This is a genomic window from Caballeronia sp. INML2 (genome assembly GCF_023631365.1).
GTDB lineage: Bacteria > Pseudomonadota > Gammaproteobacteria > Burkholderiales > Burkholderiaceae > Caballeronia > Caballeronia turbans.
In genome coordinates this window covers 111849-135725 of sequence record NZ_JALQDH010000046.1, presented here as the reverse complement: position 1 = coordinate 135725, position 23877 = coordinate 111849, and the positions used below count along the sequence as shown (strand labels likewise).

The following is a 23877-nucleotide window of genomic DNA, read 5'->3' as shown; positions in this document are numbered from 1 at the left end:
CTTTAGTCGGCTTTGCTGGTCTGACGCAGTTCCGGAAAGTCCTCTTCCCAGAACTCGAACTCGCCGCGCGCGCCATCCTGCGTGCGCGCGATCTCCTGCCTGCGCAGATCGACGCGGCGGATCTTGCCGGAAATCGTCTTCGGCAATTCCGCGAATTCCAGACGCCGGATGCGCTTGTAGGGTGCGAGCCGCTCGCGCGAGAACGCGAACACGCTCTTGGCCAGCTCCGGCCCGATGGAATAGCCGTGCCGCAGCGTGACGAACGCCTTCGGCACCGACAGCCGCAGCGGATCGGGACTCGGCACGACGGCCGCTTCCGCGATCGCCTCGTGCTCGATCAGCACGCTTTCCAGTTCGAACGGGCTCAACCGGTAATCCGACGACTTGAACACGTCGTCCGCGCGGCCGACATAGACGAAGTAGCCATCCGCGCCGCGCGCCGCGACATCCGACGTTCGATAGAAGCCGCCGCGCATCGCGTTCCCGGTGGCTTTCGGATTGTCCGCGTAACCGGTCATCAGGCCGAGCGGCGGCGGATCGAGCACGAGCGCGATCTCGCCTTCCTCCGCCGGATGGCCGTCCGGGTCGAGCAGCGCCACGCGATACCCCGGCAGCGGACGGCCCATCGAGCCCGGCACGAGCCGCTGGCCCGGCGTGTTCGCGATCTGCGCGGTGGTTTCGGTCTGGCCGTAGCCGTCGCGGATCGGCACGCCCCAGGCCGCCTGCACGCGCTCGACGACTTCGGGATTGAGCGGCTCGCCCGCGCCGACGATCTCGCGCAGCTTCACTTCGTACGATGCAAGCGGTTCCTGCACGAGCATGCGCCACACGGTCGGCGGGGCGCAGAGCGTCGTCACTTCGTATCGGACGAGCACATCGAGCGCGCGGGCGGCATCGAAACGGCTGAAGTTGTAGATGAACACGCACGCCTGCGCATTCCAGGGCGCGAAGAAGCAACTCCACGCATGCTTCGCCCAGCCGGGCGAGCTGATGTTCCAGTGCACGTCGCCGGGCTGCAGGCCGATCCAGTACATCGTCGACAGATGGCCGACCGGATAGCTCTGATGCGTATGCGCGACGAGCTTCGGCTTCGACGTCGTGCCCGACGTGAAATACAGCAGATAGGGATCGTTCGCGTTCGTTACGGCATCCGAAACAAATTCCGGCGATGCATCGTAAGCGGTCTCAAACGCAAGCCAGCCCTCTTTCGCGCCGCCCACGGCGATGCGCAATCCGGGCACGCCGATGTCATGGAACTTCGGTGTTTCCGCCGCATCGACGATCACGTGCTGCACGCCGCCGAGCGCGATGCGGTCGCGCAAATCGGCCGGCGCGAGCTGCGTGGTCGCCGGCAGGACGATAGCGCCGAGCTTCATCGCGGCGAGCATCGTGTCCCATAGCTCGACGCGGTTCGGCAGCATCAGCAGGATGCGTTCGCCGCGCTTCACGTTCAGGCCGCGCAAATGATTCGCGACGCGCGCCGAACGCTCGCTCATCTGCGCGAACGAAAGACGCGTCTCGCCGCCGCTTTCGTCGACGATATGCAGCGCGGGCGCATCGTTGCCGCGCGCCATCGGGTCGAAATAGTCGAGCGCCCAGTTGAAGCGATCGAGCGACGGCCATCTGAAGTCGCGATACGCGGTGTCGTAATCGGTGCGATGAGCAAACAGAAAGTCTCGTGCTTCGATGAAAGCGTGGGCGTCGTTCATTGCGTCTCCGGTCCGATGCAAGGCTGTTTTTTTAAGCGCGAGTCAAACGTTGCGTGCGATCACCATCCGCTGCACTTCGCTCGTGCCTTCGTAGATCTGCGTGATGCGCGCATCGCGATAATGACGCTCCACCGGATAATCCTGCAGATAGCCGTATCCGCCGTGGATCTGAATCGCATCGGAACACACGCGCTCGGCCATCTCCGACGCATACAGCTTCGCCTGCGATGCCTCCGACAGGCACGGAACGCCTTCCGTGCGCATGCGCGCCGCGTGATGGATCAGGAGGCGCGCGGCGTTGATCTGCGTCTGCATGTCGGCGAGCATGTTCGCGACCGACTGATGCTCGTGGATCGGCTTGCCGAACTGCACGCGCTCTTTCGCGTAGGCGCGCGACGCATCGAAAGCCGCGCGCGCGATGCCAAGCGCCTGCGCCGCGATGCCGATGCGTCCGCCCTCCAGATTCGACAACGCGATCTTCAGGCCCTCGCCGCGCTTGCCGAGCAGGTTGGCCGCGGGAATCGCGCAATCGTCGAAGGTGATCGGACAGGTATCGGACGCGCGGATGCCGAGCTTGTGCTCCGGCGCGCCGACGTTGAAGCCTGGCGTGTTCGTGGGCACGATGAACGCCGAGATGCCGCGCTTGCCCTGATCGGGATCGGTGACGGCGAAGACGATCGCCACGCCCGCGCGCTTGCCGTTCGTCACGAACTGCTTGCTTCCGGAGATGACCCACTTGCCGTCTTTCTCGAGGGCGCGCACGCGCAGATTGTTCGCCTCCGAGCCGGCCTGCGGCTCCGTCAGGCAAAACGCCCCGATGATCTCGCCGCTCGCCAGCTTCGGCAGCCATTCGGCCTTTTGTGCGTCGGTGCCGTAGGCGAGAATCGGACCGCAGCCGACGGAGTTGTGCACGCTCATCATCGTGGCGCAGGATGCGCAGCCGGCGGCGACCTCTTCCATCGCGAGTGCGTAGGCGGTGTAGTCGCTGAAGGTGCCGCCGAGCTCCGCGGGCACGATCATGCCGAGCAGGCCGAGCTCGCCCAGTTGCCGCACGACGGCATCGGGAATGGCGCCGTCCTTGTCCCACTGCCCCGCATTCGGCGCGAGCACTTCGGTTGCGAACTGGCGAGCGGCGTCGCGGATCATGCGCTGCTCTTCGGTGAGAAATGCGTCGATCATGTTTCGTCTTTCGGTGAATGGGGCTGGGCCGGCGCGGCGGGCTGGATCGATCGGATACACTTTCTGGCCGCCGCCGGGTCGGTCGATGAAGGGCGGATGGGCCGTCTGAGCACGAGTCTAGGCAATCGCCGGACCTTAGCCGATGCCCAAAACGATCACGCTAACTGAGCGCTTTGGCCACCTAGTGAGAACCCCAAGTCCCAAAAAGAAGATCGAGCGCGATTCGATTTCGCCGAGTCTCGTCGAAGCGGCGTTGCGATGCGCCGAGGCGCGCGGCGTCGCGCGCGAGCAATTGCTGGCCGCCGCGGGCATCGCGCCGGCGACGCTCGAATCACCGCGCGCGCGCGTGTCGCCGGTACAGTACGGCAAGCTGTGGAACGCCACCGCCGACGCGCTCGACGACGAGTTCTTCGGCCAGGATGCGCATCCGATGCGGCGCGGCAGCTTCGTGCTGCTGTGCCACGCGGCGCTGTCCTCGCGCGACGGCGCGCACGCGCTCGCACGCATCTCGAACTTCATGCGCATCGTGCTGGATGAGCTGAGGTTCGAGGTCGACATCGACGAAAGGCGGGTGCGCATCTGGCTCGAGGACACCGGCGCGCCCAAGACGATGTTCGCCTACGCGACGGGTTTCATCCTCGTGTACGGGCTGCTGTGCTGGCTGGTCGGGCGGCGCATTCCGGTGCTGGCGGCGCAGATGCGCTGCGCCGAACCCGCCGACAGCGACGAATACCGGCTGATGCTCTGCAACGATCTGCGTTTCGGCGAGACGCGCTCGTTCGTCGATCTGTCGGCCGAATGCGCGGCGCTGCCGGTCGTGCAGACGCCCGCCACGCTCAAGCGCTTCCTGCGCGACGCGCCGGCGAATTTCATCGTGAAATATCGCAATCCGGATTCGCTCGCGGCGCGCGTCAGGACGCGCCTGAAGCAAACCGCGCCGACGGACTGGCCCGAAGCCGAGAGCATCGCGGCGGCGCTCCACATGGCCGAAGCGACGCTGCGGCGCCGCCTGAAGCAGGAAGGCCTCACCTATCAGGCGATCAAGGACGCATTGAGACGCGACCTCGCGATCGCGCGCCTCGCGCACACGCAGGAGACGATTCCGCAAATCGCCGATGCGCTCGGTTTCGCGGAACCGAGCGCGTTCCGGCGCGCGTTCAGGAAGTGGACGGGCGTGCGCCCCGCGGATTACCGCCGCGAAGGCTGACTGCGAGGGCGCATCGGGGCTGCTATATTGGATCGACGATCACTTCGCATCACGGAGCGCACCATGAAGAAAGTCAGCCGGGATGAACGTTCGAAACAGGACCAGCCGAAGCCGGATAACGAAGAGGACTTGCTCGACGAAGCGCTGGAAGAAACCTTTCCCGCGAGCGACCCGATCGCCGTGCACCCCGAGCCGGACACCCCGAGGGACGGCAGGAAGAAATAGTTATTCGCCCCCCTCGGGCTCGTCCGGGCTCGAAAGAAGCACAACGAGCTTCTCGACATGCTGATGTAAGAGCTTCACGTGCTTGTCGATCTGTTCGAGACGTCCGGTCAGGTCGGCCTTCGCCGCCTCGCTCATGCGATCCGACGCGATGAGTTCGTCGACCTTCGGCTGCATCCCTTCGACCTGAAGCAGGCCGAGCTGGCGCTCCAGGCGGCGCAAATCCTGTGAAAGCAGTTCGCGATTCTTGCGAAAAAGCAGATCGCGACGGTTCATCTCGGCCTGTTGCTGGGCGAGATCGGCGACGCGGCGCGTCGCCTCGGTCTGGGAAAGCAGCGGTTCCGGGCCGCGCAGCACGGAGCGCTTCGGCGCGGGATGGGCCGTGCCGCGAAACACGGCCATCGGCGTTTCCTCGTCGATCGCGCGCAGGACGTCCGGCGGCACGTCTTCCAGCGTGCGGCGCTCGTCCATCCAGTGCGGCGGCAGGCCAGTCACGAGCTCGATACCGCGCACGAACTCCTCGTTGAAATCGCGCTGACCGGCGACGATCAGCTTCATGAACGTCGGCGAGAAGCTCATCATGCGCGCGAGGCGCGCAGCGCCTCCCGGCGAGCCGACCAGCACGTTCATATTGGCTCGCCAGACAAGGAACAGCGTTTCGTCGAAATCTTCCATGAACAGGCTCCAGGCAGACCGACGCGTCCGATTGGGCGCATCGGCGTTGCGCGCACCAGATCCGCGCGCATGCATATCCGGTTCCCGAATATCGCTGCGCACCGCGACCGGTGCGCCGTCCACATACCGCATAAAACACCATACTACCGTCGTCGGCAAGCGTGGCGGATAACCGCGCGCCGCTCGATGCCACGCATGCGACACGACGCTGCATTGCCGCCGCGCGCGCCGCCCGAAAGCTTACGGTTCGTTGCGCAGATATCCTTCCTTGCTCGGATCGAGCATGCGCCAGGAGACGATGAGCGAAATCGCGCACATCACCGTGACGTACCAGAAGAACGTCGATTCGCTGCCCGCCGACTTGAGCCACAGCGCGACATATTCCGCCGAGCCGCCGAACACCGCGTTGGCAACCGCATAGGACAGCCCGACGCCCAGCGCGCGCACTTCCGGCGGAAACATTTCCGCCTTGATGAGACCGCTGATCGACGTATAGAAGCTGACGATCGCAAGCGCGATCACGACCAGCACGAACGCCATGACCGGGCTCGCCACCGTCGAGAGCGCGTGCAGCAACGGCACCGTGCCGATGGTCGCGAGCGCGCCGAACCAGAGCATCGATGCGCGACGGCCGATGCGATCCGACAGCGCGCCGAACGCGGGCTGCAGCAGCATATAGACGAACAGCGCGGCGGTCATCACGTTGCTGGCGGTTTTCGCGTGCATGCCCGCCGTGTTGACCAGGTACTTCTGCATGTAGGTCGTGAACGTGTAGAAAATGAGCGAGCCGCCCGCCGTGAAGCCCACGACGGTCATGAAAGCGGCCTTGTGCTGCATGAGACCCGCGAGCGTGCCGGCCTCCTTGCGATGACGCGTTTCGGCGGTCGAGGTTTCGTCGAGCGAGCGTCGCAGGTAGAGCGAAACCAGCGCCGCGCACGCGCCGATGAAGAACGGAATGCGCCAGCCCCACGCCTTCAGCTCTTCCGTCGACAGGAACTGTTGCAGCACCACCAGCACGAGGAGCGCGGCAAGCTGCCCGCCGATCAGCGTCACGTACTGGAACGACGCGAAGAAACCGCGCCGGCCGCGCAGCGCCACTTCACTCATGTAGGTCGCGCTCGTGCCGTATTCGCCGCCCACGGACAAACCCTGGAACAGGCGCGCGATCAGGAGCAGGAACGGCGCCCACGCGCCGATCGACGCGTAAGTCGGCAGAAAGGTGATGACGAGCGAGCCGCCGCACATCATCAGCACGGAGATCATCATCGCGTTGCGGCGACCGTGCTTGTCGGCGATGCGGCCGAAAAGCCAGCCGCCGATCGGACGCATCAGGAAGCCCGCCGCGAACACGCCCGCGGTGTTCAGCAACTGGACCGTCGGGTTGCCGCCCGGGAAGAACGCCGCCGAGAAGTACAGCGCGAGGAACGAGTAGATGTAAAAGTCGAACCACTCGACGAGGTTGCCCGACGAGGCGCCGACGATTGCGAAAACGCGGCGCCGGGTGTCCTCTGCGGTATAAGCGGGAAGGTCGGTCATGTTCTTTCTGATCTCTTGGTCACTGTCTGGATGGCGTGTGCCGGGGCTCGTGTCCCCCGGTCCGGACGCTCTTGGCGGCGTTCGGGCGCAAGTTTATACGACGGTTCGGACGAAAGCGCGCGTTCGTGGCGCGCGAAAGACGGCCGGATGGCGTCAGAAAATTCGCGCAGTCGCGCGGTCGCGCCGCGCCGCGCAATGGCGTCCGTCGCTCGCTCAGGCTTGCCGTAAAAGCATTCGCCGCCCTTGCGGCGGGTTTATGCGGCGCTTTGGATGCGTTCCGCCGATGCCTCGGCCATTCATCCTAGGTGATTACCCTGATCGAAGATTTCGCCAACTAATTATCGATAAAGTCTCGGGATCACGATTCGCATCGACGAGGACCGCATGAACCCGCATCAACCGATTACCCTCGACGCCGCGCTTGCGTCGAAGTTCGCCCAGGTCGCGCTCGGCCATCTGACGCGCGAGTATCCGAACAAGCTCGACCATGTCATGGCGGGCGACGCCGATGTTCAAAGCCCGCGCGCGCTGCATCCGATCTTCTACGGCAGCTTCGATTGGCATTCGTGCGTTCACGGCTACTGGCTGATCGCGCGGCTGTACGACCGCTTTCCCGCGTTGCCGGAGGCGCCGCGCATCCGTGCGGTGATCGACGCGCATTTCACCGATGCCAACGTCGCCGCCGAAGTCGCGTATCTGCAGCGTCCCGCAGCGCGCGGCTTCGAGCGGCCCTACGGCTGGGCGTGGCTGCTCGCGCTCGCAGCGCAGCTCCGCTCGATGCAGTCCGAGGACGGCGCGCGCTGGGCCCGCACGCTTGCCCCGCTCGCCGATGCGTTCGTCGCCCGCTTCGAAGACTTTCTGCCGAAGTCGACGTATCCGCTTCGGGTCGGCACGCACTTCAACATGGCGTTCGCGCTGACGCTCTCGATCGGCTACGCGCGCGCCACGCACGACGCGGGCTTCGAACGCCTGCTCAGCGAGACGGCCTTGCGCTGGTTCGAGAAGGACGAAAGCTGTCAGGCGTGGGAGCCGGCGGGCGACGAATTCCTGTCGCCTTCGCTGATGGAAGCCGTGCTGATGCGCCATGTGCTGCCGGACGAGCGTTTCGTCGGCTGGTTCGACCGGTTTCTGCCGCGCATTGCCGCACGCGAACCGGCGACGCTCTTCGCGCCCGCCACCGTCACCGATCGCAGCGACGGCAAGCTCGCGCACCTCGACGGGCTGAACCTTTCCCGCGCGTGGTGCCAGCGCACGATCGCGCGGGCATTGCCTGCGGGCGACGCGCGCATCGCGGTGCTCGATGCGGCCGCGAGCGAACATCTGGCGGCGGGCATTGCGCATGTGGCGGGCGATTACATGGGCGAGCACTGGCTCGCGACATTCGCGCTGCTGGCGCTGGAGGCCTGATCCGCGTCAGACGCGCGGCTGGAACGCGATCACGCCCATGCCGATGAGTGCGATCGCCCCGCCCGCGACATCCCACGCCGTCGGCCGGATGCGCTCGACGGCCCATAGCCACGCGATCGCCACGCCGATATACACGCCGCCGTAGGCCGCATAGATGCGCCCCGCCGCGGTGTCGTGCAGCGTGAGCAGCCACGCGAACAGCGCGAGCGACAGCGCGCCGGGCACGGCGAGCCACGGCGAGCCGCCCTCCCTGAGCCATCGATACGGAAAATAACAACCGGCGATCTCGGCAATGGCCGTGACGACATAGAGCGCGAATGTTCTCATGACGCGCATTATCGGCGCTGGCGTGAAGTTGCGTGGTCCGCGTCCGCTCCGGACAATGACGCCCTTGTTACGAACCGCCAGCCCGAACACCTTGCAGACGACTCCGCAAAACGATTCGCCCGGAACCACCGCGCTGCCCGTGCACTGGCACAAGCGCGTGTTGATGCTCGCGTTTCCGATCGTCCTCGCCAATTTGACGCAACCGATTCTCGGCGCGGTCGATACGGCCGTCGCCGGGCATTTCGACGGACCGCAGTATCTCGGCGGCGTCGCGCTCGGCGGGCTCGTGTTCAGCTTCGTGTTCTGGGGCTTCGGCTTTCTGCGCATGGGCACGACGGGGCTCGTCGCGCAGGCGTTCGGTGCACACGACGACGACGCCTTGCGCGCGAGCGTGCTGCGCGCCCTGCTGCTCGCGCTCGCGATCGGCGTGGCGGTGCTCGCGCTACAGATGCCGATCATCCGCTACGGACTCGTCGCGCTGGGCGGCAGCGCGGCCGTCCAGGACACCGCGCGCGCGTATTGTCATGCGCGCATCTGGGCCGCGCCGTTCGCGCTCGGCAACTATGTCGTGCTCGGGTATTTGCTCGGCTGCCAGCGCGTGCGGCTCGCGCTCGTCACGCAGATCTTCATCAATCTGGTGAACATCGTCGCGGTGCTGCTGTTCGTGTATCGCTTCGACTGGGGCATCGCGGGCATCGGCGCGGCGACCGCCTTCGCGGATTTCTGCGGCTTCTCGCTCGGCGTCGCGATTCTCTGGCATTTGCGTCCGCGCGATCTCGCGCCGCTCGCGCCCCGTTCACTCTTCGACGGGCACGCGCTCAGGCGGCTGGTTGCGCTCAACTGCGACATCTTCATCCGCACGATCTGTCTGCTCGGCTCGTATGCCTGGTTCGCGCATCTCGGCGCGCGCGAGGGCGATGCGATCCTCGCCGCCAACGCCGTCCTGCTGAACTTCCAGACCTTCATGTCCTTCGGACTCGACGGTTTCGCGCACGCGGCCGAGGCGCTCGTCGGCGCGGCGGCCGGCGCGCGCGACCGTCACGCGTTCCGGCAGGCGGTGAAGATCACGATGCTCTGGTCCGCGATCGGCGCGGCGGGCTTTTCCATCGTCTACTGGATAAGCGGCGAATGGATCATCGGCAAGCTGACCGATCAGGCCGTCGTGCACGCGGCGGCGGCGCGCTATCTGCCGTGGGCGTCGGTTCTGCCGCTCGCATCCGTAGCGGGCTTTCAGCTCGACGGCGTGTTCATCGGCGCAACGCGCACGCACGAACTCATGAAAGCGATGGCAGTCTCGCTCACGGTGTTTCTGCTCGCCGCCTGGGCGCTCGCGGGATCGCTCGGCAATCACGGGTTGTGGCTTGCGCTCACCCTTTTCATGGTGGCGCGCGGCATCACGCTGGCGGTGCAGGTGCCTGCGATCGAGCGCGTGTCGTGCGCGCCCGATCGAAGCTGAACTACTGCGAATTCGGCTTAAGTGCGGCGAGGCCATCCAGCAGCGCCTTGTGGAACGTCGCCGGATCCTGCATCTGCGGCGCGTGGCCCAGCTCGGGAAACTCGACGAGTTTCGCGCCCTCGATGCGCTCCTTCGCCAGCTTCGCAAGATCCGGATAGCGGCCGAGCGTCGGGCGGATTTCCGGCGGCGCGAGATCCTTGCCGATCGCCGTGTTGTCCTTGTCGCCGATGAGCAACAGCGTCGGCGTCTTCAACTGATCGAATTCGTAGACGACCGGCTGCGTGTAGATCATGTCGTAGAGCAGCGCCGAGTTCCACGCGACGATGTCCTTGCCCGGCCCGCGATACATGCCCGCGAGCATCTGCACCCACGGTTCGTAATCGGCGCGCCATTGCCCTGAATAGTACGTGTTCGTCTCGTAACGGCGGATGCCATCGGCGCTCGTTTTGAGCTCGCGCGCGTACCAGTCGTCGATCGATATCGACGGCACGCCTTTCGCCTTCCAGTCTTCGAGTCCGATCGGATTGACGAGCACGAGCTGCTGCGTCTCGCGCGGATACATGAGCGCATAGCGCACTGCGAGCATGCCGCCCGTCGAATGCGCGATGAGCGTCGCCTTCGATACGCCGAGCGCCGTCAGCAGCGCATGCGTGTTGCGCGCGAGTTGCTGAAAGCTGTACTGATAACGCGCGGGCTTGGTCGACTTGCAAAAGCCGATCTGATCCGGCGCGATGACGCGATAACCCGCATCGGTCAAGGTTTCGATAGTCTGCTTCCAGGTCGCCGAACAGAAATTCTTCCCGTGCAGAAGCACCGCGGTGCGACCGTTCGGATGCAGCGGATGCACGTCCATATAGGCCATGCGCACGACCTGGCGCTGCGACGTGAGCGCGAATTGCGCAACCGGATACGGATAGTCGAAGCCTTGCAGCTCGGGGCCGTAGGCGGGGCCGTCATTGCCGGCTGCTGGCGCGGTGTCCTCGGCATGGGCGTGAAAAGCGCAGGACATCGCGAGCGACAACACGACAGAACGAAGGACGGACGGCTTGCTACGCACTGGATTCATTTTTTCCATTTCGAGATGACGTCGGCCGACGCATTCTAGCGCGCTTGAAAGTTCACGCGCCCACGCGCTGCCCGCCCCGCGCCCTGTCTGCAGCGCTTATACTTGCGGCCCCGATCGTCGTCTGGATCTTTACAAGCATGTCATTCCGTATCAAGGCATTCGCCGCCGCGCTCTTCGCATTCGTCAGTATCGGCGCATCCGCGAGCGACTGCCCGCAGTTCAGTCCCAACGGCCGCGCGCCGGTCGTCGTCAATTCTAAGATGCGCGCGGAGACGCAGGAAGTCTGCTACACCGACTTCGCGCTGCTTCACTCCGGCATCACCAAAGGACCGCTCTGGTCGGCGGAACATCTGACCGCCAACAGTGTCGATCAGGCAAAGAACAACACGCGCACCAATCGCTTCTTCGTCGAAAAGCGCTTGCCGCCCGGTGAGAGCGCGCAGCTTTCCGATTACAAGAAGAGCGGTTACGACCGCGGCCATATGAGCCCCGCGGGCGATCGCGCGAGCAAGCAAGGCATGGCCGAATCGTTTTCGCTTGCGAACATCGTGCCGCAGGATCCCTCGAACAACCGGCGCATCTGGTCGCGCATCGAGGAAGCGGTGCGCAGGCTGACGGAGGAATCGGGCGAAGCGTTCGTCGTCACCGGCCCGCTCTTTTCCGGCCGTCAGTTGCAGACGATCGGCGAATCGCGCGTGTTCGTGCCGACGCAACTGTACAAGGTGGTCTATTTGCCACAGCGGCAGATTGCGTTCGCGGTGGTGGTTGAAAATACGCCGACGGACACGTACACGATGAAAACCGTGCGCGAGCTGGAAGCGATGAGCGGTCTCGCGTTTCCCGGCATACCGGACGGACTGAAGGACAAACGAATTGGAGGGTTGCGAGGTGTTTAAACCATTTGCGAACGATACGGACGTGATGAACATCGCGGGCGACGCGATCAACATCGAAAACGGCGTGAAGCGACTGACGATCAGCGGCGATCTGACGATTGCCCGCGACAAGGCGGGACTTGCCAACGCGCTCGCGCTTCAGAAGGCGCTCGGTGCGATCATCGAAGCATTGCAGAGCGAGGCCTCGCTGCCCGCGAAGTTGCCCGACGAACCGGCCGCGCCGTCAGGCACCGCTGACAACCCGTTTATCTGAAGCGGCGATCGGAGACAGCCGCGCGGAGAAATCGAAGTGATCGAATGCCATGTCGGCCCGAGTCCGCTTGGGCACATCCTGTATCGCGCCGAAGACGACTGCTTGACCGGGCTCTTCTTTCTCGGGCAGAAGCACTTTCCCGCCGGGTTGCCGGAGCCGACGCTGTCCGAGACGCCGCCCGCATCGCGCGTAATCGGCGAGGCGCGCGAGCAGATCGGCGAATACTTCTCTGGCGTGCGCAAGGCGTTTTCGATCCCGTTGACGCTCAACGGCACAGCGTTTCAGCGGCAGGTCTGGGATGCACTGCGGCAGATCCCTTTCGGCGAAGCATGGACCTACGGCGATCTCGCGCGCCGACTGGGCTTGCCCGCGGGCGCATCGCGGGCGGTCGGCGGCGCGAACGGCCGCAATCCGATTGCGATCATCGTGCCGTGTCACCGCGTGATCGGCGGCGACGGAGAATTGACCGGCTACGCCGGCGGCGTGGAACGCAAGCGTCACTTGCTCACGCTGGAGGGCGGCCCGGGTCGCGAGCAACTCGCGCTCTTCTGAACCGGCCGTCCTCGGCGCAAAGATAAGAAAGCCCGCGAACCGAAATGGTTCGCGGGCTTTTTCGTGAGCGACGTACTTCGCCGTTTTACGGCGTGAGCGTGACTTCCACGCGACGATTCTCCGCACGACCGACGCTCGTAGCGTTCGACGCGATCGGGTTCGCCTTACCGAATCCCTTCACCGAGTAATTGTCGGCATGCAGGCCGCGTTCTTTCAGATACGTGAGCACGGCCTGCGCGCGACGCTGGGACAGACTGACGTTATAGGCATTCGGCCCGGTCGAATCCGTATAGCCCTCGACCGTCACGGAGGCGAAGTTCGCACCCTGTGACTCGGCGACGAGCTGATTCAGAATGCCCTTGGCCTTCGGCGTTAGCACGGCGCTATCGAAGGCGAAGTTCGTCTTCTCGTCCAGCAAGATCTTGCGCGGCGCGGGGGCCGCTGCCTTGACGGGAGCCGGCTGCGGCTCGGGCGCCGGCGTGCTGGTCACGGGCGCAACCGGCGCCGCCTGCACCGGCGTCGCGCAATTGAAGATCACGTTGCGGGGATCGTTCGGCGTCTGAGTACCGGCGAGCGTCTGGAGCACATTCAACGGTTGATTGCCGCACATCTTCTGAGCGGCGGCCATACAGGCGCTGCCGTTCTCGAAAACACCGTAGCATTCGGCGCGGTAAGCCTTTTGACCATCCGACGTCTGAATTTGGCTGATATTGAACGCCGGTCCCGTGGTGGACGAGCAACCCGCAAGTGCAGCAGCGGCGATAAGACTAACGGCAAGGGTTTTCGTGAGCAATTTGGTGTACATGCGAGTCAATTTGAAAGCGCGAAGCCGCCGAAAGCGCGCCTCATTTCCAGGCCTGGGCTCATGCCAGAGGCGGCAGGCGGATTCATGGGTCATTCGGATGCGCTCGACTTTCGATGAGCACTCCAAAAGCTGCGGGATTGTAGCCCGACGATTTGCGCGGCTTAAGCGGACAACTCCCAAATTGAAGACGCCTCTCATGCGTATTTCAAAGCGCCTATTTGACCGGCGCGGGGAGATCGCCATCGGACTGCGTTTGCAGTTCCTGCACGCGGGTCTGCCGCGGTTGAAGCTGCGCCTGCGCGGCGGCCCGTCCGGTGCGCAATTCGCGGATCGCGTTCTGCTGCTCCGGCTGACAAGCCGTCGCCTGGCTTTGCGGCGCGCGAGCAATATCGAGATCGGCTTCTAGCCGCTCGGCGCGCTCACACTGCGCGCAGATTTGCCTGTCGGCAGCTTGATACGCTTGATTCCCGCATCGGCGAGTGATCGATGTTTTAGCGAAATCGGAATAAACGGGTTCGGCGCGCCCGTCATTTTGTGTTTTGGTCACGCGCCATATTTTTCTTTTCTGAAGCGCAACGTAATAAGCCCAGCGCTGCATTGCGATTCTTCCGTAACGGCAAAGCACATCACTCGAAAAGAATTGGCGCTGTGAAGCCGCCGATTCCAGACGCCTGAATCGCTTTGAAACGCGCGGATTTAAATCGACGGCTGGCGCCGGGAACCGTCTTGCTGCAATCGCGGCTCGCTCGCGCTGCGCAAGGTTTCGACCGGTTTGAGAATGCGAGAATCGCCCGGTAGGCCTGGCATGCGCGAGAAAATGTCATGGTCTGCGCGGAAGTCGAACGGCGCGGCCGACAGAATGCCCGCGTCGGGCAAAGGCTGGACCGCGTGAACCGGCCCGGCGGCCGCGGCAAAAAGCGCGAAAAAGCTGGCAATGAGCGCGAGAGCGCCCGGGATCGGGTGCGAACGGTGCATGGCAAGGAAAAGGCAATGAGGGCGCGCGAGCGCCGGAATGGAGCAGCCGGAGGAAACACGGCGTCCGTGTACTGCATGGTTCGTTATTTCAACAGTCGCCGCGCCTTCTGCCCATGAGAGAGTTCTCAAAGACTTCTTGCCCGGCGGCAGCCTTTCTCATCCGCCACGGGGATCGGGTGTGAAAAATGCGTGCCGCAGGCGTTCATGTGTGCGCGCACGCGCGGCCGGCGCATGGTTCGAGGACCATAGCGGAAGCGCAAAAAGCGCCCTGGAAACACAAGGCACCGCCCACGGAAGGCAGGGCGGCGGCGATCATCAGCACGGCAGGCGGCCACAGCTTGCCAAGACTCGGCCATAATGCGCCATCGCAAAAATGCCGGATCGCCAAGTAAAAACGAAAATGCCATGAATCAAGACGACAAGCACTCGACCGATCGAACCAGACAGTCCGGCCCCATCGACGGCAACGTCACGACCGGCGTCGTGGGCCTGGACGAGATTCTGGGCGGCGGCCTCGTCGAAGGCGGCCTGTATCTGATCGAAGGGATGGCGGGCGCGGGCAAGACGATCCTCTCGTCGCAAATCGGCTTTCATCGCGTCGCGCAGGGTGACATGGTGCTGTACATCACCCTGATCGCCGAATCGCATACCAAGCTTCTGTCCCATCTGAAGGGACTCTCGTTCTACAACGCCGACGCCATCTCCGACCGGATGCTCTTCGTCTCCGGCTATCACGAACTGATGCGCGACGGCCTGTCCGGTTTTCTCGCGCTGATCGCCTCGACCATCAAGACGAGCCGGCCGCGCTTCATGGTCATCGACGGATTCCGCAGTGCACGCGAATTCAGCTCGACGGAACTCGAACTTTCGCAGTTCATCCACGAACTGTCGGCATTCGTGAGCGCCGCGCGCTGCACGACGCTGATCCTCGCGCCGCTGTCGGGCAACGAGCCGCATCCGGAGCACACGCTCGTCGACGGGCTCATCGAGCTGAACCGCTACAACACCGGCATGCGGCGCGCCCGCGAGATCGAGGTCCACAAGCTGCGCGCCCGCGATCACCTGCTCGGCAAGCACTTCTTCAAGATCACCGAGCACGGCCTCGAGACGTTTCCGCGCATCGAGGCGTCGCCCGCGAACGATCAAGGGCCGCCCGATTTCAAGAGCAGGCTCGGCTTCGCGTTTCCCGATTTCGACCAGATGCTCGGCGGCGGCGTCGTGCGCGGCTCGACGACCACGCTCGTCGGGCCGTCGGGCGTCGGCAAGACGCTCGTGTCGCTCAAGTTCCTGCAGGCCGGCGTGGAGCGCGGCGAGCGCTGCGTCTATTTCGGCCTCTACGAGTCGCCCGAACGGCTGCTGGCGAAAGCGCAGGAGGTCGGCATCGATCTCGTGCCGGCCGTCCAGGACGGACGCCTCGTGATTCACTGGCATCCGGCCGTCGAACTGGCGATCGACGAGCTCGCCGTCGAGTTGATGAACGCGGTCAGAAACGCGAATGCGTCGCGGCTCGTCGTCGACGGTATCGACGGATTTTTCCAGTCCGCGAACCGCACCGAGCGCTTCGGGCTCTTTCTCAACGCGCTCATGCACCGCCTGCGCAACGCGGGCGTGACCACCATCCTCACCGAGGAGATGCCGCTCTACGGCGAGGTGAGGCTGCCCACGACGCTGCGCGCGTCCGCGATGACGGAGAACATCGTGCTCATGCGCTATGTGGAGGCGAATTCCGCGCTGTATCGCATGGTGTCGATCGTCAAGCAGCGCGAAGGCTCGCACGATTCGGCGATTCGCCGTCTCACGATCGACTCGCGCGGCCTGCATATGAGCGAAGGCTTCATCGGCCCGACGGGTCTGCTGTCCGGACACCCGTCGATCGCGCCCGCGCTCTCCGTGTCGGACCCCGGCGCGCGCGCATGAAAAAGATCCTCGTCGTCGACGATGAATTCGACATTCTGACCACGTGGCGGCTCGTGCTCGAAATGGAGGGCTACGAGGTCTCGACCGCGTCCAACGGGCGCATCGCGCTCGACGCGGCGCGCTCGAATCCGCCCGCGCTCGTCATTACCGACTGGATGATGCCGCACATGGACGGCGTCGAGCTGGTCAGGCAACTGGCGGCAAGCGACGGGCTCGCGCGCGTGCCCGTGATTCTGATGAGCGCGGCCGCCAATGCGCCGGCGCTCGAGCATCCGCACGCGCAGTTTCGCCGCAAGCCGTTTTCGATCGACGATCTGATCGACACCGTCCAAAGCCTGATCGGGCCGGCGTGAGCGGACGTAGGCACGCGGCGTGCTGCACTGGTGCGTTCCGGCAAATCCGGACTCAGGAAGAAACCGCTCAACCAAAGGGAGGCACCATGGTGCAGGATCAAGTGGAAGGCGTGGCGCAAAAAGTCGTCGGCAAGGTGCAGGACACGGTCGGCGCACTGACGGGCGACGAAGCGACGCAAGCCGAGGGCAAAGTGCGGCAGGCGTACGGCAACTTGCAGCAGAGCTACGGGCAGACTGTCGACAACGTGCGCCTCGCGGTGGCGAATCAGCCGATTCAGGGCGTGCTGATCGCCGCGGCGGTGGGCTTCATGCTGGGCGCGTTGTGGAACCGCGATCGTTGATGCGCGGATTGCCGTGCGCGTGACACATCGAGACCAGGGCCGGCGCGGGACACTGCGCCGGCCTTGTCGTTCATGGTGCCTCGCGCACGATGCCGACGAGCGCCGCCGACCGCGCGCAGCCGATCGCGATCCCGACAGCCGCCACGGCGAGCGCGCCATGCGTGCCGTCGATCGCCGCCGCAAGGGCGAGGCCGCCCGCGGCCGCTGCGCTCATCAGGCTCGCCGCAGGTGCGCCCGCCGCGCCGCCCATCGCGAGCGACAAATGCGCGCCGATGAGCGCGACCATCGCAATGACCGACACCACGGCGAGCGCGCCCGGTTGCGCGCCGAGCCCATAGGCGAGCGCCGCGCACGCGCCGGCACAGGCGAGATGCAGCGGCTGGAGGATCAGGTTCTCGCGCTTCGTCCGCGCAAAGATCAGATGACCCAGCGCCGCAATCGCGCCGCCCGCCAACACCCCACACGTGCCATTCAGGCCCGGCAGCACCCATGCGACGAAAGCGATCGTGGCGAGCAACGCGTGCGTCGATGCACTGGACGCGCCCCCGTCGAATCGATATCCGGCCAAGCCCGCGAAAGCCGCAAGCAGGAGCGCCGCGGCCAGCGGCGCGATGGCAGCCGGCCCGCCGCTCGCGCAAGCAGCGGCGACGATCACCGCGCCGGCCACCGCCCACGCGCGCAAACGCGCCGCGCCCATGCGCATCGACGAACCCGCCGACAGCGCCGCGAGCACGCAAAGCGCCCCGGCGAGAGCATCGGACATGCGTCGCTCCTTCAGGCGGCCAGCACGTTCGACAGCGTGCCGATGCCCGCGATCGACACATCCACGCGCGCGCCGTCCTTGATCGAGCCGACGCCGATCGACGTGCCGCACGCGATCACATCGCCGGGCACGAGCGTCATGTCTTGCGACAACATGCTCACTTGCTCGGCGGGCGAGAAGATCATGTCGTCGAGAGGATAATTCTGGCGCTCGACGCCTTCGACCGTCGTGACGACGCTCGATGCGCGCCAGTCGAAGCCGTTGCCCGGCGTGACGATCGCGGGCCCGAGACAGGTGAACGTGTCGAAGCCTTTCGAGCGGCACCACTGCGCGAAGTTGGGATCTTCCTGCAACAGCTCGATCGCGGTGACGTCGTTCACGCACGTGAAGCCGAAGATCGCCGCCTGCGCCTCCTCGACCGACGCCCCGCTCACCGTCTTGCCGATCACGATGCCCAGTTCGCCCTCATACGCGATCTTGCCGTGATAGCTCTTCGGCCGGCGGATCGACTCGTTTGGCCCGATCACCGACATCGGCGGCTTGATGAGAAAGAGCGGATGCTGCGGCGGCGCCTTGTCGAGCTTCTGCGACAGCGCGTAGTAGTTGTTCCACAGCGCGATGACCTTGCTTGGCTGGCACGGCGCGAGCAGCGCGAGGTCGGCGGCGGCAAAGGAGATGTCGGTCGGGCGCGGGCGGTCGAACATCGCGCCTTCGTGCTGCACGACGCGGCCCGAGTGCTGATCGAGCGTGCCGAAACCGATGCTGCCGCCCGCATCGCGAAAACGAATCCAGTGTGTCAAGTTTGCCTCCCTTGTGAGGAGCGCGGGCGTACATGGCCCGCGCTCTCGTCCCCTCCTCCTTACATCAGATCAAACCCGCGCCGCGCGCCCACTTGTATTTCGCGCCGAGCACCGCGACGGGCAGTTCCGTCGAGTAGGCGTAAGCAGGCACGCCATGCTCGTAAAGATACTCCGCCGCTTCCTCGACCTGCACGTCGCCCGCCAGCGACGCGACGATCGGCTTCTCGATGCCGAGCGCTTTCATCTCCTCCTTCACTTCAATCACGAGCTTCGCGAAGACCATCGGCGGCGTGATGATCGTGTGCCAGTAGCCGAGGATGATCGAATGGATGCGATCGTCTTCCAGCCCGAGGCGGATCGTGTTCTTGTACGTCGTCGGCGGCTCGCCTCCGGTGATGTCGACGGGATTGCCGGCCGCGCCGAACGGCGGGATGAACTTGCGGAACGCGGCGTCGAGATCGTCGGGCATCGTCATCAGCGACAGGTTGTTGTCGACGCACGCATCCGAGAGGAGCACGCCCGAGCCGCCCGCCCCCGTGATGATGACGACGTTCTCGCCCTTGGGCGTCGGCAGCTTCGGAATGCCGCGCGCGAATTCAAGCAGATCGCGCAGGGAGCGCGCGCGGATCACGCCGCATTGCTGGAACACGTCTTCGTAGATCTTGTCGTTGCCCGCGAGCGCGCCGGTGTGCGAGCTCGCCGCGCGCGCGCCGAGGCTCGTGCGGCCCGCCTTCAGAACCACGACCGGCTTCTTCTTCGACACGCGCTTCGCGGCCTCGGCGAACGCACGTCCATCCTTCAGGTCCTCGCAATGCTGCGCGATGATCTCGGTGTTGTCGTCCTGTTCGAAGAACGTGAGCAGATCGTCTTCATCGACATCGCTCTTGTTGCCGAGGCCCACGATCGCCGACACGCCCATTTTCGCCGAGCGCGAAAAGCCGATGATCGCCATGCCGATGCCGCCCGATTGCGACGACAGCGCGGCCTTGCCTTTCACGTCATATGGCGTGCAGAACGTCGCGCACAGGTTCTTCGGCGTGTAGTAGAAGCCGTAAATGTTCGGGCCCATCATGCGGATGTCGTACTGGCGCGCGATCCTGACGATCTCCTCCTGGCCTTCGTGATTGCCGGTCTCGGCAAAGCCGGAAGGAATCAGCACGGCGCCCGGAATCTGCTTCTCGCCCACTTCGACGAGCGCCTGCGCGACGAACTTCGCCGGAATCGCAAAAACGGCCACATCGATCACGCCGGGCACGTCCTTCACGCTCTTGTAGGCCTTGCGGCCCATGATCTCGTCGGCTTTCGGATGGATCGGATAGATCGTGCCCTGATAGCCGCCGTTGATGAGGTTCTTCATCACCGAATTGCCGATCTTCCCGTCCTCGTTCGACGCGCCGATCACCGCGACCGCATCGGGCTTCATGATGCGGTTCATCTGCTTGACGATCTGCTCCTGCGTCGGCCGGTAGCGCGGCGCCGCCGGCTCGAAGTCCATCACGATGCGCACGTCCGCCGCCACCGCTCCGTTCGGGCTCGCGAAGACCGGGTTCAGGTCCATCTCCGAAATTTGCGGGAAGTCATCGACGAGACGCGACACGCGCTCGATCAGCGTGATGAGCGCCTCGCGATTCACCGGCTCCGAGCCGCGCACGCCGCGCAGCACTTCGGCGGCCTGGATGCCGTCGAGCATCGATGCGGCTTCGTCGCGCGTCACGGGCGCGAGGCGGAAGGTCACGTCTTTCAGCACTTCGACGAGCACGCCGCCGAGACCGAACGCGATCAGCTTGCCGAACGACGGATCGGTCACCGCGCCGATGATCACTTCCTGCCCGGCGCCGACCATCTGCTGGACCTGGACGCCGACGAGCGTCGCGTTCGGGTCGTATTTCTTCGCATTCGAAATGATCGTGTCGAAGCCGGCCCGCACGTCGGCTTCGTTCTTCACGCCGACCAGCACGCCGCCCGCTTCGGTCTTGTGCAGGATTTCGGGCGATACGATCTTCAGCACCACCGGAAAGCCGATGAACGACGCGAGCTTCGCGGCATCGTCCGCAGACTTCGCGACGCCTTCCTGCGGCACCGCGATGCCGTATGCATCGCAGACGAGCTTGCCTTCGGGCGCCGTGAGCGAGGTGCGGCCTTCGGCCTTCACGCGATCGAATACTTCGGCGACGCGGCGCTTCGCGTCGGGTGCGTGCAGCGGCACGACCGGCGCCGCGTGCGTGGATGAGTTGGCTGCTTCGCTGCGTTCCTGGACAACCGTGCTGTTCATGTCGCGTATCTCCGATTTATATGGGCGTGCCGGGTCCGCGCCGCCTTCTCTCGAAGGCGGCGGGAGGCAAAGCAACTGCGTGGATGCGCTCAGATCGCGCCGAGGCTTCTCAGCGTGGCGACCTGGTCAGGCGTGTAGCCGAGCTCGGCCATGACTTCGTCCGTGTGCTCGCCGAGCAGCGGCGAGCGCACGACGTCCGTCGGGCTGTCGGACAATTTGATCGGATTGCCGACCGTGAGGTATTTGCCGCGCACCGGATGATCCACTTCGACCACGGTCCCGGTCTTGCGCAGCGACGGTTCTTCGGCGATCTCCTTCATCGAGAGAATGGGGCCGCACGGGATGTCGTGCTTGTTGAGGATTTCCATCGCCTGGAACTTGGTCTTCGACATCGTCCAGCGCTCGATCTCCGCGAAGATGTCCTTCAGATGCGGCAGCCGCGCGTTCGGCGTCTTGTAGTCCGGATGGTCGATCCATTCCTCCTTGCCGATCACCTTGCAGATTTCACCCCATACCGGCGCCTGCGTGATGAAGTAGATGTACGCGTTCGGATCGGTTTCCCAGCCCTTGCACTTCAGGATCCAGCCGGGCTGGCCGCCGCCCGATGCGTTGCCCGCGCGCGGCACCGCTTCGCCGAACGTGCCGTTCGGGTATTGCGGATACTCCTTCATTACGCCGGTGCGTTCCAGCCGTTGCTGGTCGCGCAGCTTCACGCGGCAGAGGTTGAGCACGCCGTCCTGCATGGCGGCGAGCACTTTCTGGCCGCGTCCGGTCGAGTTGCGCTGATAGAGCGCCGTGACGATGCCGAGCGCGAGATGCAGACCGGTGCCGGAATCGCCGATCTGCGCGCCGGTCACCGTCGGCGGGCCGTCGTCGAAACCGGTCGTCGAGGCCGCGCCGCCTGCGCATTGCGCGACGTTTTCGTAGACCTTGCAGTCCTCGTACGGTCCGGGTCCGAAGCCTTTCACCGACGCGACGATCATCCGCGGATTCAGTTCCTGGATGCGCTCCCACGTGAAGCCCATGCGATCGAGCGCGCCCGGCGCGAAGTTCTCGACGAGCACGTCGCATTTCTTCACGAGCGTCTCGAGCACCTTCTTCCCTTCGGGATTCTTGGTGTCGATGGTGATCGAGCGCTTGTTGTGATTGAGCATCGTGAAGTAGAGGCTGTCGGCGTCGGGGATGTCGCGCAGTTGCTCCCGCGTGATGTCGCCCGCGCCCGCGCGTTCCACCTTGATGACGTCCGCGCCGAACCACGCGAGCAGCTGCGTGCAGGTCGGCCCCGATTGAACGTGCGTGAAATCCAGGATTCGCACGCCGTCCAGCGCCTTGCCAGATGTGTTCACCGTCATGGCTTGTCTCCCAACTCTTTCGTTCGACGTTTATAGGTTCACATTTATTTGTACATCGTCTGCGCCATCGTGCCCGGCGCGTAGACAGTCGGATCGACCCAGATGTTGATGACCGCGCTTTTGCCCGTCTTCGCCACCGATTCGCGCGCCCGCTGCAGCGCGCCTGCGATCTTCGAGGCTTCGCGCACTTCCTCGCCGTAGCCGCCGAGCATTTCGGCGAAGCGGCCGTACGGCACATCCGAAAGCAGATTGCCGACATTGCCGCGCTCTTCGCCGTATTTCGCGAGCTGGCCGTAGCGGATCTGGTTCATCGCGGAGTTGTTGCCGATCACCGCGATATACGGCACACCGAAGCGGTTCGCGGTTTCCATGTCGAAGGACGTCATGGAGAACGCGCCATCGCCGTAGTAACAGAGTACTTCTTTCTCGGGGTTGGCGAGGCCCGCCGCAATCGCGAAACCCGTGCCGACGCCGAGCGAGCCGAGCGCGCCCGGGTCCATCCACTGGCCGGGGCGGCGCGGGCGAACGGCCTGCGCGGAGATCGTCACGACATCGCCGCCGTCGCCGATATAGATCGTGTCGTCGGAGAGGAACTGGTTGATTTCGTGCGCGACGCGGTACGGATGGATCGGGCTCGCATCGGAGGTGAAGAGCGGCATCAGCTTGGCGGTCGCGGTTTCCTCAAGCGCGGCGAGCTCGCGCATCCACGCCTGGCGCGCCTGACGCTTGTCGTTCTTCAGGCGTCCCGTCGACGCTTGCAGGACTGCGCCGAGAATCGCGCCCGGATCGCCGACGAGACCGAGATCGATATCGCGGTTCTTGCCGACCGTGCGGTAATCCATGTCGATCTGCACGAGCTTCAGGTCGCGGCTGATGCGCTTGCCGTAGCCCATGCGGAAGTCGAACGGCGTGCCGACGATCACGATCAGATCCGCCTTCGCGAAAGCCTGCGAGCGCGTGCGGTCGAAGTGATGCGGGTCGCCCGGCGGCAGCAGGCCCCGGCTCGCGCCGTTGAAGTAGCCTGGAACGTCGAGGCCGCGCAGCAAGGCGATCGCTTCTTCGTGGCCGCGCGCCGTCCACACTTGCTGGCCGAAGAGAATCGCGGGACGTTCGGAGTTGACGAGCAGATCCGCGAGCTGCTCGATCGACTGCGGATCGCCGACCGATTTCGTCGACGCGCGATAGCGGCCGGGCTGCGGAATCACGGCCTTCGACACGTCGATTTCACGGTCGAGCACATCGCGCGGAATCTCGAGATACGCCGGGCCGGGCGCGCCGTTGAAGGCTTCGCGCGCGGCCATCGACACCATGTCGGCGACGCGCTCGGTGCTCGGCACGGTGGCGGCGAACTTGGTGATCGGCGCCATCATGTCGACGTGCGGCAGATCCTGCAGCGAACCCATCTTGTGCTGGGTCAGGGCGCCCTGCCCGCCGATATGAAGGATCGGGCTTTCCGAGCGGAACGCCGTGGCGACGCCCGTCACCGCGTTGGTGCAGCCCGGTCCGGCGGTCGTCACGACGCAGCCGAGCTTGCCGGTCTGACGGGCGTAGCCGTCGGCGGCGTGGGCGGCGACCTGCTCGTGGCGCACGTCGATGATGCGGATGCCTTCATCGACGCAACCGTCATAGATATCGATGATGTGGCCGCCGCACAGCGTGAAGATCGTGTCGACGCCTTCGTTCTTCAAAGCACGGGCGACCAGATGGCCGCCCGAAATGACGCCTGCGCCGCGGGTCTTCTGCTTCAGCGTGTCATCGGCGGTGGTGGTGGCTGGAGCGACTTCAGGGCGGCTGCTGACGACTTCGGACATTGT

At 64.8% G+C, this 23877-nt stretch carries 23 protein-coding genes; 10 read left to right on the top strand and 13 right to left on the bottom strand.

Annotation, left to right across the window (positions count from 1 at the left end):
• Positions 1-2: 2 nt before the first annotated feature.
• Both NCT32_RS15335 and NCT32_RS15330 read right to left on the bottom strand, forming a co-directional pair.
• Complete coding sequence (locus NCT32_RS15335; RefSeq protein WP_061118246.1) at positions 3-1709, bottom strand: AMP-binding protein; 1707 nt, start codon at positions 1707-1709, stop codon at positions 3-5.
• 42 nt (positions 1710-1751) lie between these two features.
• Positions 1752-2885 (bottom strand): acyl-CoA dehydrogenase, encoded by a 1134-nt coding sequence (locus NCT32_RS15330; protein ID WP_061118368.1) that lies wholly within the window; start codon positions 2883-2885, stop codon positions 1752-1754.
• Positions 2886-3072: 187 nt separating this feature from the next.
• Between NCT32_RS15330 and NCT32_RS15325 the strand changes: the two genes are divergently transcribed.
• Together NCT32_RS15325 and NCT32_RS15320 are read left to right on the top strand one after the other, a co-directional pair.
• A complete protein-coding gene (locus tag NCT32_RS15325) occupies positions 3073-4095 on the top strand; it encodes an AraC family transcriptional regulator (RefSeq protein WP_061118247.1) in 1023 nt (340 codons plus the stop codon).
• Positions 4096-4158: 63 nt separating this feature from the next.
• Positions 4159-4320: a hypothetical protein gene (locus NCT32_RS15320; protein WP_250477314.1), complete on the top strand. Its 162-nt coding sequence runs from the start codon at positions 4159-4161 to the stop codon at positions 4318-4320.
• On the opposite strand, the gene NCT32_RS15315 is transcribed toward NCT32_RS15320, so the two are convergent.
• A complete protein-coding gene (locus NCT32_RS15315) occupies positions 4321-4992 on the bottom strand; it encodes a hypothetical protein (protein ID WP_061118369.1) in 672 nt (223 codons plus the stop codon).
• 240 nt (positions 4993-5232) lie between these two features.
• Entirely contained in the window at positions 5233-6528 is a 1296-nt protein-coding gene (locus NCT32_RS15310) for an MFS family transporter (RefSeq protein WP_061118248.1), read from the bottom strand.
• Positions 6529-6912: 384 nt separating this feature from the next.
• Between NCT32_RS15310 and NCT32_RS15305 the strand changes: the two genes are divergently transcribed.
• Positions 6913-7935, top strand: a complete 1023-nt coding sequence (locus tag NCT32_RS15305) for a DUF2891 domain-containing protein (protein ID WP_061118249.1) — start codon at positions 6913-6915, stop codon at positions 7933-7935.
• 6 nt (positions 7936-7941) lie between these two features.
• Here NCT32_RS15305 and NCT32_RS15300 read toward each other — a convergent pair whose 3' ends face one another.
• Entirely contained in the window at positions 7942-8262 is a 321-nt protein-coding gene (locus NCT32_RS15300) for a YnfA family protein (protein ID WP_061118370.1), read from the bottom strand.
• 163 nt (positions 8263-8425) lie between these two features.
• Here NCT32_RS15300 and NCT32_RS15295 point away from each other — a divergent pair, with 163 nt between their 5' ends.
• On the top strand, positions 8426-9718 hold the full coding sequence (locus tag NCT32_RS15295) for an MATE family efflux transporter (RefSeq protein ID WP_250490435.1): 1293 nt from the start codon (positions 8426-8428) through the stop codon (positions 9716-9718).
• A gap of 1 nt (position 9719) precedes the next feature.
• Here NCT32_RS15295 and NCT32_RS15290 read toward each other — a convergent pair whose 3' ends face one another.
• The gene (locus NCT32_RS15290; RefSeq protein ID WP_250477326.1) at positions 9720-10727 is read right to left on the bottom strand and encodes an alpha/beta fold hydrolase; all 1008 of its coding nucleotides are present in this window, start codon (positions 10725-10727) and stop codon (positions 9720-9722) included.
• 194 nt (positions 10728-10921) lie between these two features.
• Between NCT32_RS15290 and NCT32_RS15285 the strand changes: the two genes are divergently transcribed.
• Genes NCT32_RS15285 through NCT32_RS15275 form a run of 3 tightly spaced genes read left to right on the top strand, consistent with a single transcriptional unit; the run spans position 10922 to position 12485 of the window.
• On the top strand, positions 10922-11680 hold the full coding sequence (locus tag NCT32_RS15285) for a DNA/RNA non-specific endonuclease (protein WP_061118250.1): 759 nt from the start codon (positions 10922-10924) through the stop codon (positions 11678-11680).
• The gene (locus tag NCT32_RS15280) at positions 11673-11933 is read left to right on the top strand and encodes a hypothetical protein (protein ID WP_250477313.1); all 261 of its coding nucleotides are present in this window, start codon (positions 11673-11675) and stop codon (positions 11931-11933) included. The genes NCT32_RS15285 and NCT32_RS15280 overlap by 8 nt, the downstream gene beginning before the upstream one ends.
• A gap of 36 nt (positions 11934-11969) precedes the next feature.
• Complete coding sequence (locus NCT32_RS15275) at positions 11970-12485, top strand: methylated-DNA--[protein]-cysteine S-methyltransferase (RefSeq protein ID WP_061118252.1); 516 nt, start codon at positions 11970-11972, stop codon at positions 12483-12485.
• Between the two features lie 85 nt (positions 12486-12570).
• Here NCT32_RS15275 and NCT32_RS15270 read toward each other — a convergent pair whose 3' ends face one another.
• A complete protein-coding gene (locus tag NCT32_RS15270) occupies positions 12571-13488 on the bottom strand; it encodes an OmpA family protein (RefSeq protein WP_250490430.1) in 918 nt (305 codons plus the stop codon).
• Positions 13489-13504: 16 nt separating this feature from the next.
• Positions 13505-13888, bottom strand: a complete 384-nt coding sequence (locus NCT32_RS15265) for a DUF2968 domain-containing protein (protein ID WP_086961044.1) — start codon at positions 13886-13888, stop codon at positions 13505-13507.
• 782 nt (positions 13889-14670) lie between these two features.
• On the opposite strand from NCT32_RS15265, the gene NCT32_RS15260 reads away from it, so the two are divergent.
• From NCT32_RS15260 to NCT32_RS15250, 3 genes are all read left to right on the top strand, one after another.
• Positions 14671-16182, top strand: coding sequence for an ATPase domain-containing protein (locus NCT32_RS15260; protein WP_250477312.1), 1512 nt, complete (start codon positions 14671-14673; stop codon positions 16180-16182).
• A complete protein-coding gene (locus tag NCT32_RS15255) occupies positions 16179-16535 on the top strand; it encodes a response regulator (protein WP_061118257.1) in 357 nt (118 codons plus the stop codon). Before NCT32_RS15260 ends, NCT32_RS15255 begins: the two co-directional genes overlap by 4 nt.
• Before the next feature lie 86 nt (positions 16536-16621).
• A complete protein-coding gene (locus NCT32_RS15250) occupies positions 16622-16876 on the top strand; it encodes a CsbD family protein (protein ID WP_061118258.1) in 255 nt (84 codons plus the stop codon).
• Positions 16877-16946: 70 nt separating this feature from the next.
• Here the strand turns inward: NCT32_RS15250 and NCT32_RS15245 are convergent, their stop codons facing one another.
• From NCT32_RS15245 to NCT32_RS15225, 5 genes are all read right to left on the bottom strand, one after another.
• The gene (locus tag NCT32_RS15245; RefSeq protein WP_061118259.1) at positions 16947-17639 is read right to left on the bottom strand and encodes a hypothetical protein; all 693 of its coding nucleotides are present in this window, start codon (positions 17637-17639) and stop codon (positions 16947-16949) included.
• An 11-nt stretch (positions 17640-17650) separates the two neighbouring features.
• The gene (locus tag NCT32_RS15240) at positions 17651-18439 is read right to left on the bottom strand and encodes a fumarylacetoacetate hydrolase family protein (protein WP_061118260.1); all 789 of its coding nucleotides are present in this window, start codon (positions 18437-18439) and stop codon (positions 17651-17653) included.
• A gap of 64 nt (positions 18440-18503) precedes the next feature.
• The gene (locus tag NCT32_RS15235; protein WP_250477311.1) at positions 18504-20711 is read right to left on the bottom strand and encodes an acetate--CoA ligase family protein; all 2208 of its coding nucleotides are present in this window, start codon (positions 20709-20711) and stop codon (positions 18504-18506) included.
• Between the two features lie 89 nt (positions 20712-20800).
• Positions 20801-22063, bottom strand: coding sequence for a formyl-CoA transferase (gene frc, locus NCT32_RS15230; RefSeq protein ID WP_061118261.1), 1263 nt, complete (start codon positions 22061-22063; stop codon positions 20801-20803).
• Positions 22064-22107: 44 nt separating this feature from the next.
• Positions 22108-23874: a thiamine pyrophosphate-binding protein gene (locus NCT32_RS15225; protein WP_250477310.1), complete on the bottom strand. Its 1767-nt coding sequence runs from the start codon at positions 23872-23874 to the stop codon at positions 22108-22110.
• Between the last annotated feature and the right edge of the window lie 3 nt (positions 23875-23877).